This window comes from uncultured Pedobacter sp., from assembly GCF_913776295.1.
Lineage (GTDB): Bacteria > Bacteroidota > Bacteroidia > Sphingobacteriales > Sphingobacteriaceae > Pedobacter.
On the sequence record NZ_CAJYOJ010000016.1, the window covers coordinates 1 to 15,951 of the forward strand.

Genomic DNA, 15,951 nt, shown 5'->3' on the forward strand with positions numbered 1-15,951 from the left:
GACATCAAAAAGAAAGAGCCCTTCGGCGGCGGCGAGCCGAGGCAAGGCTTAGCCCTGGGGCAAAAAAAGAAATGTATACGTCATTCATATTGATTTTTATCCAATAAATTATCCCTCAGAATGACAACAGATAGATTGCGAAGTCAGGTGTTCACATCTGATTTTTTTGTTTGCAGCATTTAGTAAGTTTAAGATGGTAACATCTTACACCACGGATATTCCTTTTTTTGTCATCCTGAATGAAATGAAGGATCTTTTCCATAATATGGAAACATGTTTGCAGACAGATTCTTCGCTGCGCTCAGAATGATAATAAAGAAAGACTTAATGTCACAGAAATCCTTTAAATTCTCCTTTCTGTAACCTCACTGTCTCATTTTTAAACAATTCATGGTATAAACCACTATTTAAATTAAATTTGTAGCTCATTTAATCTTAATAGTGAAGAAATTAACCATTGGAACACGCGGTAGCGACCTGGCTTTATGGCAGGCAAAACATATCAAAGATGAACTGGCCGCCATCGGAATTGATGCAGAAATCAAAATCATTAAAACTCAGGGGGATAAAATCCTGAACTTAAGATTAGACAAACTGGAAGGCAAAGGTTTTTTTACCAAAGAACTGGAAGAAGAGCTTTTGGGCGGAACAATTGATCTTGCTGTGCATTGCCTTAAAGATTTACCTACCACGCATCCCGCAGGATTGACCATTGCTGCTTTACCACCGCGAGAAGAAGCCAGTGAATATCTATTGATTTTAAAAGACTGCGTAGATGTTACGCAGAAACTGTCGTTAAAAAAGGGTGCGATGGTGGGAACTTCCTCTAACCGTCGCAAAGCTCAGTTGTTAGGCTTACGTCCGGATTTGGAGATTGAAGATTTACGCGGAAATGTACCTACGCGGATCCAAAGGCTCCGTGATGAAGATTATGATGCCATTTTGATTGCAAAAGCCGGGGTTAAACGCTTAAACCTGGATGTGACCGATCTGCATGTGGAAGAATTGGAAACCACTGAGTTTATCCCTGCACCTGCCCAGGGTGCTTTGGCTATTCAAATCAGGGAAAATGATACCGAACTTTTTGAGGCACTCCAAAAATTACATGATCCTGAAACAGCCGAAACCGTAACGGTAGAACGTAAGGTCTTAAATCTTTTCGAGGGTGGCTGCCACATGCCTTTAGGCTGTTATTGTAAAAAGGAAAACGGGAAATTTGAAATCTGGACTTCAAAGGCCGAAACTGCCGATCATTTTCCTGAACGCTTGTTTTTGCGCACGGAAAGCACCGAAGGTTTGGCAGAAAAAATTGTTGAGAAGTTTAATAAAGATAGAAAAAAACCGGCTAAGGTGTTTATCTCACGCGAAATCGGCGAACACAGTTACTTCCGTCGGGCATTAGAAAACAACAATATCGAAATAGAAGGGCGTTCGCTAATCCGTACCTTCCCGATCGTAACGGTATTGGATCAGTTTATTTTGAAGCATGTAGACTGGGTTTTCTTCAGTAGCCGAAACAGTGTTGAATATTTTTTCAATTTAAAACCAGTATTACCAAAGAAAACCAAATTTGGTGTTGTGGGCAGAGGTTCGGAAGATGCCTTGCGTAAATTTGGGCATATTGCTGATTTTGTTGGGGAGAGTGGAGATATTACAGAAGTTGCAGAAGATTTTGCAAAACTGGTTGGCGGTCAGCAGATATTATTTCCGAGAGCACAGGATTCTTTGCAATCTATTCAGAAGTCACTGCCAGCTGATGCCAAAGTAATTGATCTGCCCATCTACGAGACCGTAATAGAAGAAGATATAGATCAGAGTTATGCCGATGTGCTCATTTTTACCAGTCCATCAAATGTGGATGCGTATTTCGCAGATAATTTATTGGAACCAGGTCAGCAGGTAATTGCCATAGGAAACTCTACCGGTAAGAAGTTTGATGAAATGGGTGTGAAATATGCTTTGCCATATTCTCCTGATGAAATTGGATTGGCAGAAGCCGTGTTCGGAATAGAGATGAGGTAGAGGGTGGAAAGGTTTAAGGTGTAGGGTTAAAAGGTTGAGGGTGGAAGGTTTAAGATGTAAATAATTAAGTCTTGATACGCGATACTATAATCTTACTACTAAATGTCAAATCCAAAAACCGATATAATCACCTCATAAGGAAAAAATTAAAAGATATTCAGATCTTGATACTCGATACTAAAATCTCGATGCTTCAAATCCTGATACTAAATACTTGATAAAAAAATGTTAAATCGTCCGCGAAGATTACGGAAAAATCCGTTAGTGAGAGAGATGGTAGCCGAAACACGGTTATCAAAAGATATGTTTGTGTACCCCTATTTTGTGGTGCCGGGCAGCAATGTGACCCATGCCATTGATGCCATGCCTGGTGTAAACCATTATTCGGTTGATACCTTGGTTAAAGATGTGGAAGCCGGAATGAAAAAGGGACTCAACAAAATCATGCTTTTCGGTGTTGGTGATGAGAAATCAGCAGATGCCAAATCGGCTTACCATGATCATTCCTTAGTGCCGGTAGCGGTACGCGAATTAAAAAAGCAGTTTGGTGATGATTTATATGTAATCACTGATGTATGCGTATGTTCTTATACCACTCACGGTCACTGCGGTATTTTAGAAAATGATTATGTTCAGAACGATAAAACAGTTGAAGTAATCGCAAAAATGGCACTCACCCATGCCGAAGCTGGTGCCGATATGTTTGCGCCATCAGACATGATGGACGGACGGATTGAAGCCATGCGTAATCTTCTGGATGAAAACGGTTTTGTAAATGCAGCCATTATGAGCCACGCCACAAAGTTTGCTTCGGCATATTATGGTCCTTTTAGAGAGGCTGCCGATTGCGCGCCAAGCAAAGGTGATCGCAAAGCCTATCAGATGGATTTTAGAAACCCTTTAGAGGCTTTACGGGAAGCAGCTTTAGACGAGCAGGAGGGAGCTGATGTTTTAATGGTAAAACCAGGCCTGGCCTATCTTGATATCATACAGCGGTTAAAACAAGATACCAATTTACCAATAGCAGTTTACAACGTATCTGGTGAATACTCGATGGTAAAAGCTGCAGCCGAGCGAGGCTGGATTGATGAGCAAAAAGTGGTGATGGAAACCATGCATGCTTTCGCAAGAGCTGGCTCTAGTATTATTACTACTTACCATATTAAAGATATTTTAAATAACAACTGGCTCTAAGGTAGATGGCAGAAGGTTTTAAGGTTGGGGGTTATGTGTCCAAAATCTGTTATTTTCTGCCTATTTAGTTTTTAATCTTAATAATTCAGGGTATAAGATAGAGTTTTAAGGGTTGAGGGTTATGCACCTTATGCCTTACACCTTCTACCTTCTAACCTTTAACCTTAAAAAGATGTTAGATTCATTAAAAAAAATGTTTGCAGGCAATGAAGCCGATATTCCGGTAAATACGGGTAGTAAACCTGATATTTCGAGGGCAAAATCTGCTGAATTGTATGAAAAATCAAAAACGTATTTCCCTGGTGGCGTAAATTCACCTGTAAGAGCTTTCAAGTCTGTTTATGGTACGCCATTGTTTATCGAAAAAGGCGATGGCTGTTATATCTGGGATGCCGATGGTAATCAGTTTATCGATTTCTGTGGTAGCTGGGGGCCGCTGATTTTGGGGCATAACAACCCTAAAATCCGGGAGAAAGTTGCCGAAGTGATGCAGAATGGGATGAGCTTTGGCGCGCCAACAGCTTTGGAAAACGAACTGGCAGAGCTGATTATCAGGAACAACCGTTTTGTGGAAAAAATTCGCTTTACCAGTTCCGGTACTGAAGCCGTAATGTCGGCCATTCGTTTAGCACGCGGATTTACCGGTCGCGATAAGATTTTAAAATTTGAAGGCTGTTATCATGGTCACAGCGATTCGCTTTTGGTTAAAGCAGGTTCTGGTTTGGTTACCTTTGGCGAAACTTCTTCTGCAGGTGTGCCTAAGTCTTTTGCCGAAGAAACCATTGTGGTTCCACTGAATGATAAAGCGGCAATTGAGCAGGCATTTACCCAATTTAAAGATCAGATTGCTGCGGTAATTATAGAAGGTATTCCCGCGAATAACGGCTTAATTATGCAGGATGAAGAATACATTCACTTCTTGCGGAAGATCTGTACCGATAATGGTTCACTTTTAATCTTCGATGAAGTAATTACCGGATTCAGGGTTGGTTTTGAAGGTGCTGCTGCACATTACGGCATTACACCTGATATTGTTACCTACGGAAAAATTATTGGAGGGGGCTTACCTGTTGGCATGTATGGTGCCCGTGCCGAAATTATGGCACATATTTCTCCTGATGGTGGCGTTTACCAGGCCGGAACCTTATCAGGTAATCCAGTGGCTATGGCAGCAGGTATTGCTACCTTAACCGAGTTAAGCAGATCGGGCTTTTATAAAGATTTAAACAATAAAGCGCAGGAATTTGTAGCGAGTATTCAGCGTTTTGCAACCGCACGTAACTATAAGTTTAAAGTATTTACCATTGGCTCGATCTTCTGGTTTGCCTTTACCGATAAAGATAAAATCCAATCGGCTGATGATATTGATGCCGGCAGCATGGAGAAATTTAAAGTGATGCACCGTGAGTTGTTAAATAGAGGAATTTATTTGGGGCCATCGGGATATGAAGTTGGTTTCGTATCTTCAGCACACACCAAGATTGAATTGGAAAAAGCGAAAAGAGCTATTTTTGAAGCATTGGATTTGGTTTTTAAGAAATAATAGGTATTTAAATACCGAAATGTAACGCTATGATTGTTCGTGGGGACACGAACCATGGGAAAAAAGTTCGTCATTGCGAGGAACGAAGCAATGTTAATGCGCACGCTGGTAGCGATCGTTGTAAGATTGCTTTGTCGGCTGAAAAAGCCTTCTCGCAATGACGAACAAGCAAAATAATCTGTGTAATCAAATCATCTGTGTTATCAACAAAAAAGAAATGAAGAAGTCTATTATCATATTTTACGCATTATTGCTTTATGCACTGGTTCAGCTCATTTCGTGGGGTACCTTAGTGGTGCGTTTACAGCCGAGCCGTATGACGATGATTATGGGGGAGGGTTCGGTATTTTTATTTTTGCTTTGTTTTGGTGGTTATTTCCTGCATCAATCGTTGAAACGAGAAGATAAATTACGTGAACAGCAGCAGAACTTTTTAATGTCGATAACGCATGAGTTGAAATCTCCTCTAGCGGCTATAAAACTTTCCATCCAAACCATTGTTAAAAGAGATTTAGATAAAGCACGTCAAATTTCATTGTTAAACAACTCCCTGAAAGATATTGAGCGCCTGGATGATCTCGTCGAAAATATGTTATTGGCCACGAAGATCGAAAACCGCTCCTATACTTTTCCAAAGGAGGAGTTTAATTTCTCGGAACTGGTTTATAAAATTACTGATCGGCTTCAGGTCCATTCCTGTGGCAATGAACAATTGATCAACGCCCATATTCAGCCAAATTTGCAGCTTATGGGTGACAAATTTGCCTTATCGTCAGTGGTAACCAATTTAATAGAGAATGCAGTTAAATATTCAAGTCCGTGTGATGAGATAAATGTGCATTTAAACAAAGTTGACGGCCATATTCAGCTGAGCGTAATTGATAAGGGACCAGGTATTTCAGATGCCGAAAAAATGTTGATATTTGACAAGTTTTACCGCGTTGGTAACGAGAATGTCAGAAAAGCGAAAGGAACAGGTTTAGGCTTGTTTATTGTGAAAGAGGTTTTACAATACCATGATGCAGATATTACAGTAAAAGACAATTTGCCTCAGGGAAGTATTTTTGAAGTAACATTTAGTTAATCTCAATTATGTCACAAAAATTAAGAATTCTATTGGTAGAAGACGAGGATCACTTGTTAGATGCCATTAAATTAAACCTCGAACTGGAGGGTTATAAAGTGCACGCCGTTAAAGATGGCAAAACTGCTCTTAAAGTTTTTAAAGAAGAACGCTTTAATCTGATCGTTTTAGATGTAATGCTGCCTGAAATGGATGGTTTTCAAGTTTGTGAAACCATTCGTTTAGAAAATGCAGAAGTTCCGATTATGTTTTTAACCGCAAAAAACACTTCTGAAGACCGTGTTTTAGGTTTGAAAAAAGGGGCTGACGATTATTTGGTTAAACCATTCAATTTGGAAGAATTAATCCTTCGTGTTGGTATTCTGGTTAAACGCAGTTTAAAATCTGACGATCTGAAAGAACTGAATTCTTACAAAATAGGTGATAAAACCATTTACTTTAACTCTTTTGAATTAAAACATGATGATGGTACCATTACGCCGTTAACCAAAAAGGAAACCATGTTGTTGAAACTATTGATCGAGCGTAAAAACGATGCGGTTTCAAGAGAGCAGATTCTAGAAACGGTTTGGAATTACGATGTTTACCCTTCAACCAGAACTATCGACAACTTTATTTTAACGTTCCGTAAATATTTCGAGCCAGATCAAAAAAATCCGGTTTATTTCCATTCCATCCGTGGTGTAGGCTACAAATTTACTGATAGTCATTAATGTACAATAATAAGGGCAGGTATGCTTTAATGGCTGTTTTTTTGCTTGCCGGGTTGGTTTGTGTTTTTTACAATCAATATCAGCTTGCGGCTCTTGCTGGGCTGTTATTGGCTTTTGTGGTTTGGAGCCACTTTAGGCACGGTTCGGTTTTGATGGCTTCGAAACATTTTAAAAATAACGATTTTGGAAAAGCCAAAGCCTTGCTGGCAGAGGTAACACAACCAGAGCGTTTAGCCAAAAGCCGCAGGGGTTATTACGAATTTATGCAAGGCAATATGGCCCTGAAAGAGGAAAATTATGATAAGGCTGAATATCATTTTCAGCTGGCCAGCCGTTTTCCGGTAGGAGGTAAGAATCAAAAATCGTATGTATTGATCCATCTGGCTAATCTCGCGTTGCGGAAAAAAGATCGAGAAAGAGCAGAAGCTTATGCCAAAAAAGCCAAAGAACTTGCCGAAACCCAACGTTCGAAAGATATTATTGCTAAAATTGAAAAGGAAATAAGCAAAATATAATACTCATATTGTCATTTTGAACAACGAAGCACCGCTTTAGGAATAAAAAGGTACTTCGTTTTTTTTTTATTTATACCTTTGCAAAATTACAAATCAGGCAACCCGTCATCCCTGATCCGATAGCTATCGGATTTAGTTCAGAATCTAAATAAAAAAAGATGCTGAAATAAATTCAGCATGACGCGTAGTGAGCTACCAAATACAAATCATGAAGAATAATTTATTTTTAGACGCAGCATTTTCAAAACAAACCGAACGCCCGCCTATTTGGATGATGCGTCAGGCAGGTCGTTTTATGCCACAATATTGGGAAATTAAAAACAAATACTCTTTCTTGGAGATGTGTAAAACTCCCGAGATTGCAGCAGATGTAACCATGTTGCCTGTTGACCTACTGGATATTGATGCCGCAATTTTGTTCTCTGATATTTTGGTAACAGGAGAGGCAATGGGTGGCGATTTAAGTTTTACTCAAGGTGTTGGTCCTAAATTTGCAAACCCTGTGCGTACGGCCCAGGATGTTGAAAACCTGAATATTGATTGTTTAGACAAACTGCAGTATGTTGCTGATGCAATTAAGGTGATCCAACAACGTTTAGCTGGAAATATTCCTTTAATCGGCTTTGCTGGTGCACCTTTTACTGTAATGAGTTATTTAATTGAGGGAGGTTCTTCTAAAGATTTTAAATTAACCAAACTCTTTATCCATAACCAACCAGAACTGGCGCACCAACTTCTGGCTAAAATTGCGAAAGTAACAGCAGGTTATCTGAACCTTCAGATTGCTGCTGGTGTTAATGCGGTTCAGATTTTTGATAGCTGGGCACTGGCCTTATCGTGGAACGATTATCAGGAGTTTTCTCACCGTTACATTCAGGAGATTATCGCTAATTTAAATAGAAAAGATATTCCGGTAATTTCTTTTTGTAAAGGAAGTTCGGTTTTTGCCCCGATTATGGCCGAAGCTAAACCTGATGTAATTTCGGTTGACTGGAATGCTGATTTATTGAATATTAAAAATGCCTTACCAGCAGGTATTGCCGTTCAGGGGAATTTGGATCCACATATATTGTATGCTGATAAAGCTGTAATAAAAGCGCAGATTCATAAATTGTTCGAACGTATGCGCGGTACCGAAGGTTTTATTTTTAATTTGGGTCATGGTATTATGCCTGATATCCCTTTCGATCATGTAAAGTATGCCATTGAGGTAGTGAAGGAGTTTAGGTATTAATCAAATCATTTGATTTTCGTATATTAGCTTTATAACTCAAATATTATGACTGTTAAATCATTAGAAGACGAGGATAAAGTGCCAATTAAGCAATTAATTAAGGCAGTTAATAAGAAAATGGAAGATGTATTAAGAGTTGTTGATGCTTTAAATTTGGGTAGAACCGAAGTGAAATCCGATGGGATATACAGGACGTTTAATAACGGAGAAACAGTTAAAATAGCTGAAGGTAATTTTAAAAGAAGAAAAGTTTCTGCAAAAAGAATTAAGCTTTTTTAATGCCTCGAAAGCCTAAATTGAGAATTTTTGCTGGACCAAACGGCTCGGGTAAAACAACATTGTTTGATTCTATAAGGTCAAGTTATTTTTCTACAAGAATTTTCGTTAATGCTGATTTATTGGAAGAAGAGTTTAAAAAGAAAAACTTTATAAACTTATCCGATTTCGAAATTGATATTATCAATGAAGAATTTGAATTGTTTTGTTTTCAAAATGGTCTCTTTATAAAAGCGGGTTTTGATATTAAAAGTTGGAATCTCGTTATACGCGAAAATGTTATAGTCAAAAATTTATCAGATCTATCATTTTACAATTCTTATCACTTTGCTATCATTGCTGATTTTATTCGCCATGAGTTAATTAAGAATAAAAAATCATTTAGTTTCGAAACGGTATTTTCTCACCCTTCAAAATTGGATCTTATAGATTTTGCCCATCAAAACAATTACAATGTTTATCTTTATTTTACGGGTACACAAACCCCAAAAATGAATGTGGAACGTGTAAAAGACAGGGTTTTAAAAGGGGGACATTTGGTTGACAGTGAAAAAATTGAGAAACGCTACTTTTTGACGATGGACTTACTGATAGAGATGATTAAAAAGGTAGATCAAACTTTTCTTTGGGATAATTCTGGTAGTAAACATAATTATGTTGGGGAAATTTTTGATGGGATATTAGACTTAAAGATTACCAATATCCCAAATTGGATTGATAAGTATATTTTGGATAAAATCAAAAAATGATAGAAACCCTACTACCATATTACCATTACTTCCTTGCTGTGCATATCGTATTTGTGATCAGCTGGATGGCTGGGTTATTCTATATTTTAAGTCTTTTTATTTACCATACGGAAGCAAACGACAAACCGGAACCTGAAAAAAGTATCCTCCAAAAACAGTTTGTTAAAATGGAAGCTACTTTATGGAAAATCATTGCTACACCAGCCATGATTATTTCGGTTTTGGCGGGTGCATCCATGCTGACTTTAAATTCAGGATTGCTTCAGGCCGATTGGATGTGGGTTAAGCTGGGCTTTGTAGTTGGCTTACTCATCTATCATTTCATCTGCCAAAATATTGTTAAACAGCTTAAAAATAATCAATACAAGCTAACTAGCTTTCAATTGAGGTTGTGGCGTGAGCTGGCCACCATTTTTATGATTGCCATTGTATTTGTGGTAATCCTTAAAAGCGCCATCAACTGGATTTATGGTTTAATTGGTATTATGGGCGTTGCGATGGCTATTATGATTGCTGTTAAACTGTACAAGAATTATCGCTTGAGGAAGTAGACTAAAGATCTATTTGTATCAAATGATAAGTATCGGGTAGCAAGACAAACCTTTATCTCGATACTTGATACGCACATCTTCATACTTGACTACTAGAATATAACTTTGTTGCCTTTGCGTAAACTTGTTAACTTCTCGATACTTGATACGCCTTACTTGATACTTTAATAAAAAACTATTCTAAATTTGGACGATAAAATCCAAGCTCATGTTTATAACCCCGGACCTGAAAAAGTCCCTACTGTTGATAATTTTTCTATTTAGTTCTTATTTTGCTTCGGCACAGTTTAATCAATCCGCCTTCGAAAACAGGATCCGTCCGGATAGCAGTTTAACCAACGAGGTTCACTTTAACTTCTATAATTTAAATTATGTTCGTAATTACGAGTATACCAACGATTTTCATGATGGCTATACTTTATATGGTACACAGTTACAGCCTCAAATGGTATATTACGCACATCCAAATCTGGCCATCACAGCGGGTGCTTTTATCAGGAAAGATTTTGGACGGAACGGAATTTCTGATGCCAAACCATTATTTAGTGTAAAATACCATAAGCGTAACCTCACCTTAATTTTTGGTAGTTTAGAAGGGAATATCCAGCATAAATACATCGAACCTTTGTACGATTTCGAAAGGATTCTAACTACACCAATTGAATATGGTACACAGTTATTGGTTGAGCGTAAGAAGTTTACTTTAGATGCCTGGATTGCCTGGCAGAAAATGATCTATAAAGGTGACCCGGCTAAAGAAGAAATTATAGGTGGATTATCTACCGAGAGTTTTTTGATCAGAAATGATGACTGGAAGTTGAGCATTCCCGCACAATTTTTGGCTTTCCATCAGGGTGGACAGATTGATGTGCTGAAAGAAATCCCGATTACCACTATGTTTAATGGTGCAACGGGTATAAAATTGCATAAAGATATTAATGCCAATGTTAAACAGGTATATACAGATAACTATATTGCTGTTTACAAAGATTTCTCTCCTGATAAAAGAAGGGCCTATCAGGGCGGTTTTGGTTTGTGGCTAAATGCCGGAGTAGAAAGTAAATGGGGAAGTTTAGTGGCCTCTTACTGGAAAGGCAATAACTTTATTTCGATTAAAGGGATGCCGCTATACGAGTCAGTTTCCAATAATTTATACAGTCCGGGTTTAAAGCAAAGTTCCAGAAACATAGTTTCGCTACGTTATGCTTACCAAAAAGAATTGATTCCGCATTTGTACCTTGATGTGCGTTTTGAACCTCATATCGATTTAGATCATACCGACAAACAACTTCAGTTTAACCATTCGTTTTTCATCACCTATAAACAGGATTTTAAATTATTTAAGGCGAAAAAGGAGGGAAGGTAGAGGGTAGAAGGTTGAGGGTAAAAAGGTAGAGGGGTAGAAGGTTGAGGGTGTAAGGTAGAAGGTTGAGGGTGTAAGGTTTAGGGTGTAGGGTTGAAATTCATCCATATCAAACCCATAGTTTTAAAAAGCTAAGGGATTTGTTCTTTTTAAGCATTGCCTTTGGTTCCTAAACCCCTGCCCGTGCAGGAGGGCGATAGCAGCGGAAAACACGAAGGTGAGGAACGAGCCAAGGCTTTGAAGCAAATAGCGGGACTAACACTTCAAAATTGGTGCTGTCTTTGCTTTCCAAATCAGAAACCATATCTTTTCTGAAAAACACGTGTTTTAACACATTGATAATCAATTATCTATGTAATAATTTAACTTTTTTAACTTTTTTTTCTCCTAGTATGCAACCATTGTTTGTAATCTGCCATCTTCTCTATACAAACACACAATGAAATTGACGCGAAGCTATACAATAAACGATTTGATGGAAGGCTGCAAAGCTGGCGACCGGAAGATGCAAGAGCTGCTTTATAAGCAAACGGCATCGAAGATGTTAGCCGTTTGTATGCGCTACGCCAAAGATAGGATGGAAGCTGAAGATGTATTGCAGATGGGCTACATTAAAGTTTTTCAGAAAATAAAGGAATATAGGGGTGAGGGTTCTTTTGAAGGCTGGATTAGGCGGGTAATGGTGAACACGGCTATAGAAAGTTATCGTAAAAATTTACGCAGCTTAAATGTTGTGGAAATAGATGAAGCTTATGAGCAACCTTCAACCGGTTTTGATTTTAGCCGTTTAGGTATGCAAGACCTGATGAAAGTAATACAAAAACTGGCTGATGGTTACCGGATGGTTTTTAACATGTATGTAATTGAAGGTTACTCTCATAAGGAGATTGGCGAAACATTAGGCATCTCGGAAGGGGCGAGTAAATCGCAATTGTCGAGAGCAAGAGCAATATTAAAAGAAGAAATTATAAAAATGGAGGGATTTGGTTATGCAACCTATACGGGATAAGGATTTTGATCAGTTGTTTAAGGATGCTTTTGCTGATGCAGAAGTGGTACCTTCAAGAGATTTGTGGAACAATATAGAGAGCGAAATCGCACCGAAGAAAAGAAGAATCATACCTGTATATTGGTTGTCGGCTGCAGCGATATTATTGGTCGCCACGATCGGAATTTTGCTTTATCAACAACAAAATACAACCAATCAGGGTAAACAATTAGCAAATAATGTAATTGAAAAAGCTAAACCAGAGGTGAAAAAACCAATTGCCCGGGATACGGCAGTTAAAATAGTTGAAAATATTAAGCCGGTTTTACCAGTTAAACCTAAAGCCTTTAGCGTTGTTGCCAAAACAGATGTTAAAAAGGAAATAAAACCTACGGTATTAAAAGAAAAGAAAAGCGTTATTACTGCACCTGAAATGCTAAAACAGGAAACGATTATAGCTAAAGTTGAGGAGCCTAAGAAAGATATCAAAACGAAAATCGAAGAGGCGATTCTACAACCAAAAGAAGAAGTGATAACTGCGGCTATTGCAACGCCGGTTAAAATGGATGAGCCTGTTAATGATAACGAACAGAGTAATAAAGGCATCCGTAATGTGGGCGATGTGGTCAACCTGATCGTTAACAAAATGGATAAAAGAAAAGATAAGCTGATCCAGTTTCGTACCGATGATGATGATTCTTCCCTTTCATCAATCAATATCGGGCCTTTTAAGTTCGGTAAACGGAAGAAATAGCGGTTATCAGTTGGGAGTTTTCAGTTTACAATTTTCATTTAGCAGTTACAAATACAAAAAATCACAACATTTAAACCTTTCAACATTTAACAATATAAAACACACAGATATGAAACGTCTAATTTATACAACACTTTTGGTAAGCGGACTTGCCGGTGTTATGGCTCCTCGTGCTTTTGCACAACAAGATAGTACCAAAAAGAAAACGGATTATAGTGAGGGACATGGTATTATCATTAAAACCAAAGCTGCAGATTCAGTTAAAAAAGGTCGTTTTGTAGGAGGTATCACCTTTACGAGGGTAGACTTGGGTTTTTCCAGGTTAATTGATAATGGCAGCTTTAATTTATCGCCAAATAACGATTTTCTGGATTATAAAGGCGGCAAAACCAGTACATTCTCTTTCGATGTTTTGCAATTTGGATACCGTTTTAATTCAAACTTTAAGGTTTATGTAGCTGGAGGGTTTGACTGGACTTTGATCCGTTTGAGAAAAGATATTACCATTGCTAAAAACACGAACGAATTTGTTTACACAGATCAATCTCCTATACATTTCTCTAAAAACCGTTTCTCGAGCAGCTATGTGCACATTCCTTTAAATTTTGAATTCCGTACTGCAGAAAACAAAAACGGCAAAAGGTTTTATCTGGTATTAGGTCCGGAGGTTAGCTTTTTATTAAACGGAAAAATTAAACAGATCAGCGAAGAACGCGGTAAAGAGAAACAATATGATAACTACCACTTTCAATCGGTTCGTTACGGAGGTACCGTTAGGTTTGGTTATGGAGGCTTAGGTTTGTTTACCAAATATTATTTCAACGATATGTTTATCACGCCACAACAAGCTGGTTTAAAAAATATGAGCTTCGGGGTTACTTTCGGGTTAAATTAGCCCCTACCAATTTAATAGACTAATCAAGTCTCTCCTTTTAGGAGAGATGTCCGAAGGACAGAGAGGTTAACACACAAATAAACAGATCCTGTTTCGGTTAGGCGGAACAGGATTTTTTGTTCTATAATGTTTTTAGAAACATTTCAGGAGTTAGAACACTTAATTTACTCTTTTTATAATCTTTAATATTTCTGGTAATTATGGTACTGATTAAGCCATCCTTTTCGGCAGCAAAGTTTTGCAGCCCATCTTCAAAATCAGAAAATTCTGAATCGATGGATTGTAAGATAACTTCTTTGTTTACAATTATTACATCCAAAAATTTTAATAAATCCTTTATGCCATATAATATCGATTTAGGACTATGCTCTTTCCTTAATAAATAATATATATTAGCAATAGCGATCCCGGTTATAAAACCTTTTAGTTTTCCAATCTCACACAATGCTAAAACCTTTGATGAATCGTCAGAAAAAGGTTTTCTATCAAGAAAATAGTCAAGAATGATATCTGAATCTATGAATACATTATTGATTTTCATTATTTATGTATTTTTGATATCGCTCTTCTCTGATTTTATTTAATTCTTCTTCATAGTCAAAATCTGGAGACATTTTAAATGCACCTTTTAATGATTTAACTATAGGTGGGAGCTCATCATCTTTGCTCGCGACTTCTTCCTTTTTGATTACAGCTTTTAAATAATTTTCTACCACTGCAGACAAACTTCTTCCCTGCTGTTCTGCATAAGCCTTTGCCTGCTTAATAACAGACTTATCTATAGTCAATGTTAATTTGGTGTTCATATTACTTAATAATTGATGTCTCTATATGATGATATAAATATATAAACATATCGTTATACGTGCAAAGATAAAATATAATACACGTGTAATTTGCTTTCAGCTTTAGTCTTTCTGCTTTAACCTTTTACCTTCAGCCTTAAAACCCTCCACCTTTTTCTTATCTTTATCCGGTGAGCAATATCCTAATCAGTGTTAAAAATTTAACCAAGCAATATCAGGCAGAACAGGCCGGAGGAATTAAAAATGTAAGTTTCAACATCAATAGAGGTGATGTAGTGGCCATCATTGGCGAGAGCGGAAGCGGAAAATCCACCTTGTTAAAATCCATTTATGGTTTGTTAAAAACCGATGAAGGCGAAATCTATTTCGAAGATAAGCGTGTTAAAGGACCAGATGAGCAGTTGATTCCCGGCCATAAGCAGATGAAAATGGTTACGCAGGATTTTTCGCTTAATATTTATGCGAAAGTGTACGATAATATTGCCTCCCAATTATCCAATACCGACCTGAAAACCAAAGCCGAAAAAACTTCGGCCATGATGGAACATCTTCGGATTTCCCATCTCCAGAATAAGAAAATCATTGAATTGAGCGGAGGTGAGCAGCAGCGTGTAGCCATCGCTAAAGCCATGGTTGCCGATACGCAGGTTTTGCTTTTAGATGAACCTTTTAGCCAGGTTGATGCTTTGCTTAAAAACCAGCTTCGGGCCGACATTAAACGTATTGCTTCAGAAACCGGTGTAACGGTGATATTGGTATCGCACGACCCTGCCGATGGCTTATTTTTAGCCGATCAATTATTGATTCTACGTAATGGAGAATTGTTGCAGACAGGAAAACCAGCTGAAATTTACCAGCAGCCAAAACACATTTATACGGCACAAATTTTAGGTAATGCTGTAGTCTTAGCACGAGATGAAGCCGGAAAAATAGGATTGAAAACACAAAAAGATTATGTGGTTTTTTATCCTGAGTGGGCTGAAATCGGTAATAGCCCGGGTAGTATGCGTTTTGAAGTAAAAGATGTGTACTATAAAGGTTTCTATGATGAACTGTTACTGGAAAGAGATGGTGTTAATATCCGTGCAATCCAGCTAAACAGGGGAGAGCATCAAAAAAATGACCATGTTCAGTTAAATGTGAGTAGGTACTTAGAGTTTTAACTGTAATTATAACTTTTGCCTTTATTATGAAAGTTCTAACTATAATTTTAATTTTTTCAGATTAGAGTTAGAAATCAAAAAGCGACTATGTTCAATTTAAC

The 15,951-nt window shown here is 37.8% G+C and carries 17 protein-coding genes; 15 read left to right on the top strand and 2 right to left on the bottom strand.

Annotated features, from left to right (window positions below; translation table 11 throughout):
- Nucleotides 1-441 precede the first annotated feature (441 nt).
- The 14 genes from hemC (at nucleotide 442) to QZ738_RS03450 (ending at nucleotide 13,881) form a co-directional block, all read left to right on the top strand.
- A complete protein-coding gene (gene hemC, locus QZ738_RS03385) occupies nucleotides 442-2,022 on the top strand; it encodes a hydroxymethylbilane synthase (RefSeq protein ID WP_293784580.1) in 1,581 nt (526 codons plus the stop codon).
- 225 nt (nucleotides 2,023-2,247) lie between these two features.
- Nucleotides 2,248-3,216 carry a porphobilinogen synthase gene (gene hemB / locus QZ738_RS03390; protein ID WP_293784583.1) on the top strand — a complete coding sequence of 323 codons (969 nt, stop codon included), beginning with the start codon at nucleotides 2,248-2,250 and terminating at the stop codon, nucleotides 3,214-3,216.
- A gap of 172 nt (nucleotides 3,217-3,388) precedes the next feature.
- Complete coding sequence (hemL, locus tag QZ738_RS03395; RefSeq protein ID WP_293784586.1) at nucleotides 3,389-4,759, top strand: glutamate-1-semialdehyde 2,1-aminomutase; 1,371 nt, start codon at nucleotides 3,389-3,391, stop codon at nucleotides 4,757-4,759.
- A gap of 217 nt (nucleotides 4,760-4,976) precedes the next feature.
- Nucleotides 4,977-5,843 (top strand): ATP-binding protein, encoded by an 867-nt coding sequence (locus QZ738_RS03400; RefSeq protein ID WP_293784589.1) that lies wholly within the window; start codon nucleotides 4,977-4,979, stop codon nucleotides 5,841-5,843.
- Nucleotides 5,844-5,851: 8 nt separating this feature from the next.
- Nucleotides 5,852-6,556: a response regulator transcription factor gene (locus tag QZ738_RS03405; RefSeq protein WP_039477978.1), complete on the top strand. Its 705-nt coding sequence runs from the start codon at nucleotides 5,852-5,854 to the stop codon at nucleotides 6,554-6,556.
- Nucleotides 6,556-7,071 carry a hypothetical protein gene (locus tag QZ738_RS03410; RefSeq protein ID WP_293784592.1) on the top strand — a complete coding sequence of 172 codons (516 nt, stop codon included), beginning with the start codon at nucleotides 6,556-6,558 and terminating at the stop codon, nucleotides 7,069-7,071. Before QZ738_RS03405 ends, QZ738_RS03410 begins: the two co-directional genes overlap by 1 nt.
- Nucleotides 7,072-7,279: 208 nt before the next feature.
- Nucleotides 7,280-8,305, top strand: a complete 1,026-nt coding sequence (gene hemE / locus QZ738_RS03415) for a uroporphyrinogen decarboxylase (protein ID WP_293784595.1) — start codon at nucleotides 7,280-7,282, stop codon at nucleotides 8,303-8,305.
- A gap of 45 nt (nucleotides 8,306-8,350) precedes the next feature.
- A complete protein-coding gene (locus tag QZ738_RS03420; RefSeq protein WP_293784598.1) occupies nucleotides 8,351-8,584 on the top strand; it encodes a hypothetical protein in 234 nt (77 codons plus the stop codon).
- 17 nt (nucleotides 8,585-8,601) lie between these two features.
- Nucleotides 8,602-9,330, top strand: a complete 729-nt coding sequence (locus QZ738_RS03425) for a hypothetical protein (protein WP_293784601.1) — start codon at nucleotides 8,602-8,604, stop codon at nucleotides 9,328-9,330.
- Nucleotides 9,327-9,881, top strand: coding sequence for a CopD family protein (locus tag QZ738_RS03430; protein ID WP_265850736.1), 555 nt, complete (start codon nucleotides 9,327-9,329; stop codon nucleotides 9,879-9,881). Before QZ738_RS03425 ends, QZ738_RS03430 begins: the two co-directional genes overlap by 4 nt.
- 208 nt (nucleotides 9,882-10,089) lie before the next feature.
- On the top strand, nucleotides 10,090-11,247 hold the full coding sequence (locus QZ738_RS03435; RefSeq protein WP_293784604.1) for a hypothetical protein: 1,158 nt from the start codon (nucleotides 10,090-10,092) through the stop codon (nucleotides 11,245-11,247).
- Nucleotides 11,248-11,683: 436 nt separating this feature from the next.
- A complete protein-coding gene (locus tag QZ738_RS03440) occupies nucleotides 11,684-12,253 on the top strand; it encodes an RNA polymerase sigma factor (protein ID WP_090984941.1) in 570 nt (189 codons plus the stop codon).
- Nucleotides 12,234-12,986, top strand: a complete 753-nt coding sequence (locus tag QZ738_RS03445) for a hypothetical protein (RefSeq protein WP_293784607.1) — start codon at nucleotides 12,234-12,236, stop codon at nucleotides 12,984-12,986. The genes QZ738_RS03440 and QZ738_RS03445 overlap by 20 nt, the downstream gene beginning before the upstream one ends.
- A gap of 109 nt (nucleotides 12,987-13,095) precedes the next feature.
- A complete protein-coding gene (locus QZ738_RS03450; RefSeq protein WP_293784610.1) occupies nucleotides 13,096-13,881 on the top strand; it encodes an outer membrane beta-barrel protein in 786 nt (261 codons plus the stop codon).
- Between the two features lie 121 nt (nucleotides 13,882-14,002).
- Here QZ738_RS03450 and QZ738_RS03455 read toward each other — a convergent pair whose 3' ends face one another.
- Nucleotides 14,003-14,422, bottom strand: a complete 420-nt coding sequence (locus QZ738_RS03455) for a PIN domain-containing protein (protein WP_293784613.1) — start codon at nucleotides 14,420-14,422, stop codon at nucleotides 14,003-14,005.
- The gene (locus QZ738_RS03460; RefSeq protein ID WP_293784616.1) at nucleotides 14,409-14,687 is read right to left on the bottom strand and encodes a DUF6364 family protein; all 279 of its coding nucleotides are present in this window, start codon (nucleotides 14,685-14,687) and stop codon (nucleotides 14,409-14,411) included. The genes QZ738_RS03455 and QZ738_RS03460 overlap by 14 nt, the downstream gene beginning before the upstream one ends.
- A gap of 170 nt (nucleotides 14,688-14,857) precedes the next feature.
- On the opposite strand from QZ738_RS03460, the gene QZ738_RS03465 reads away from it, so the two are divergent.
- Nucleotides 14,858-15,850 carry an ABC transporter ATP-binding protein gene (locus QZ738_RS03465; protein ID WP_293784619.1) on the top strand — a complete coding sequence of 331 codons (993 nt, stop codon included), beginning with the start codon at nucleotides 14,858-14,860 and terminating at the stop codon, nucleotides 15,848-15,850.
- The last annotated feature ends 101 nt before the right edge of the window (nucleotides 15,851-15,951 follow it).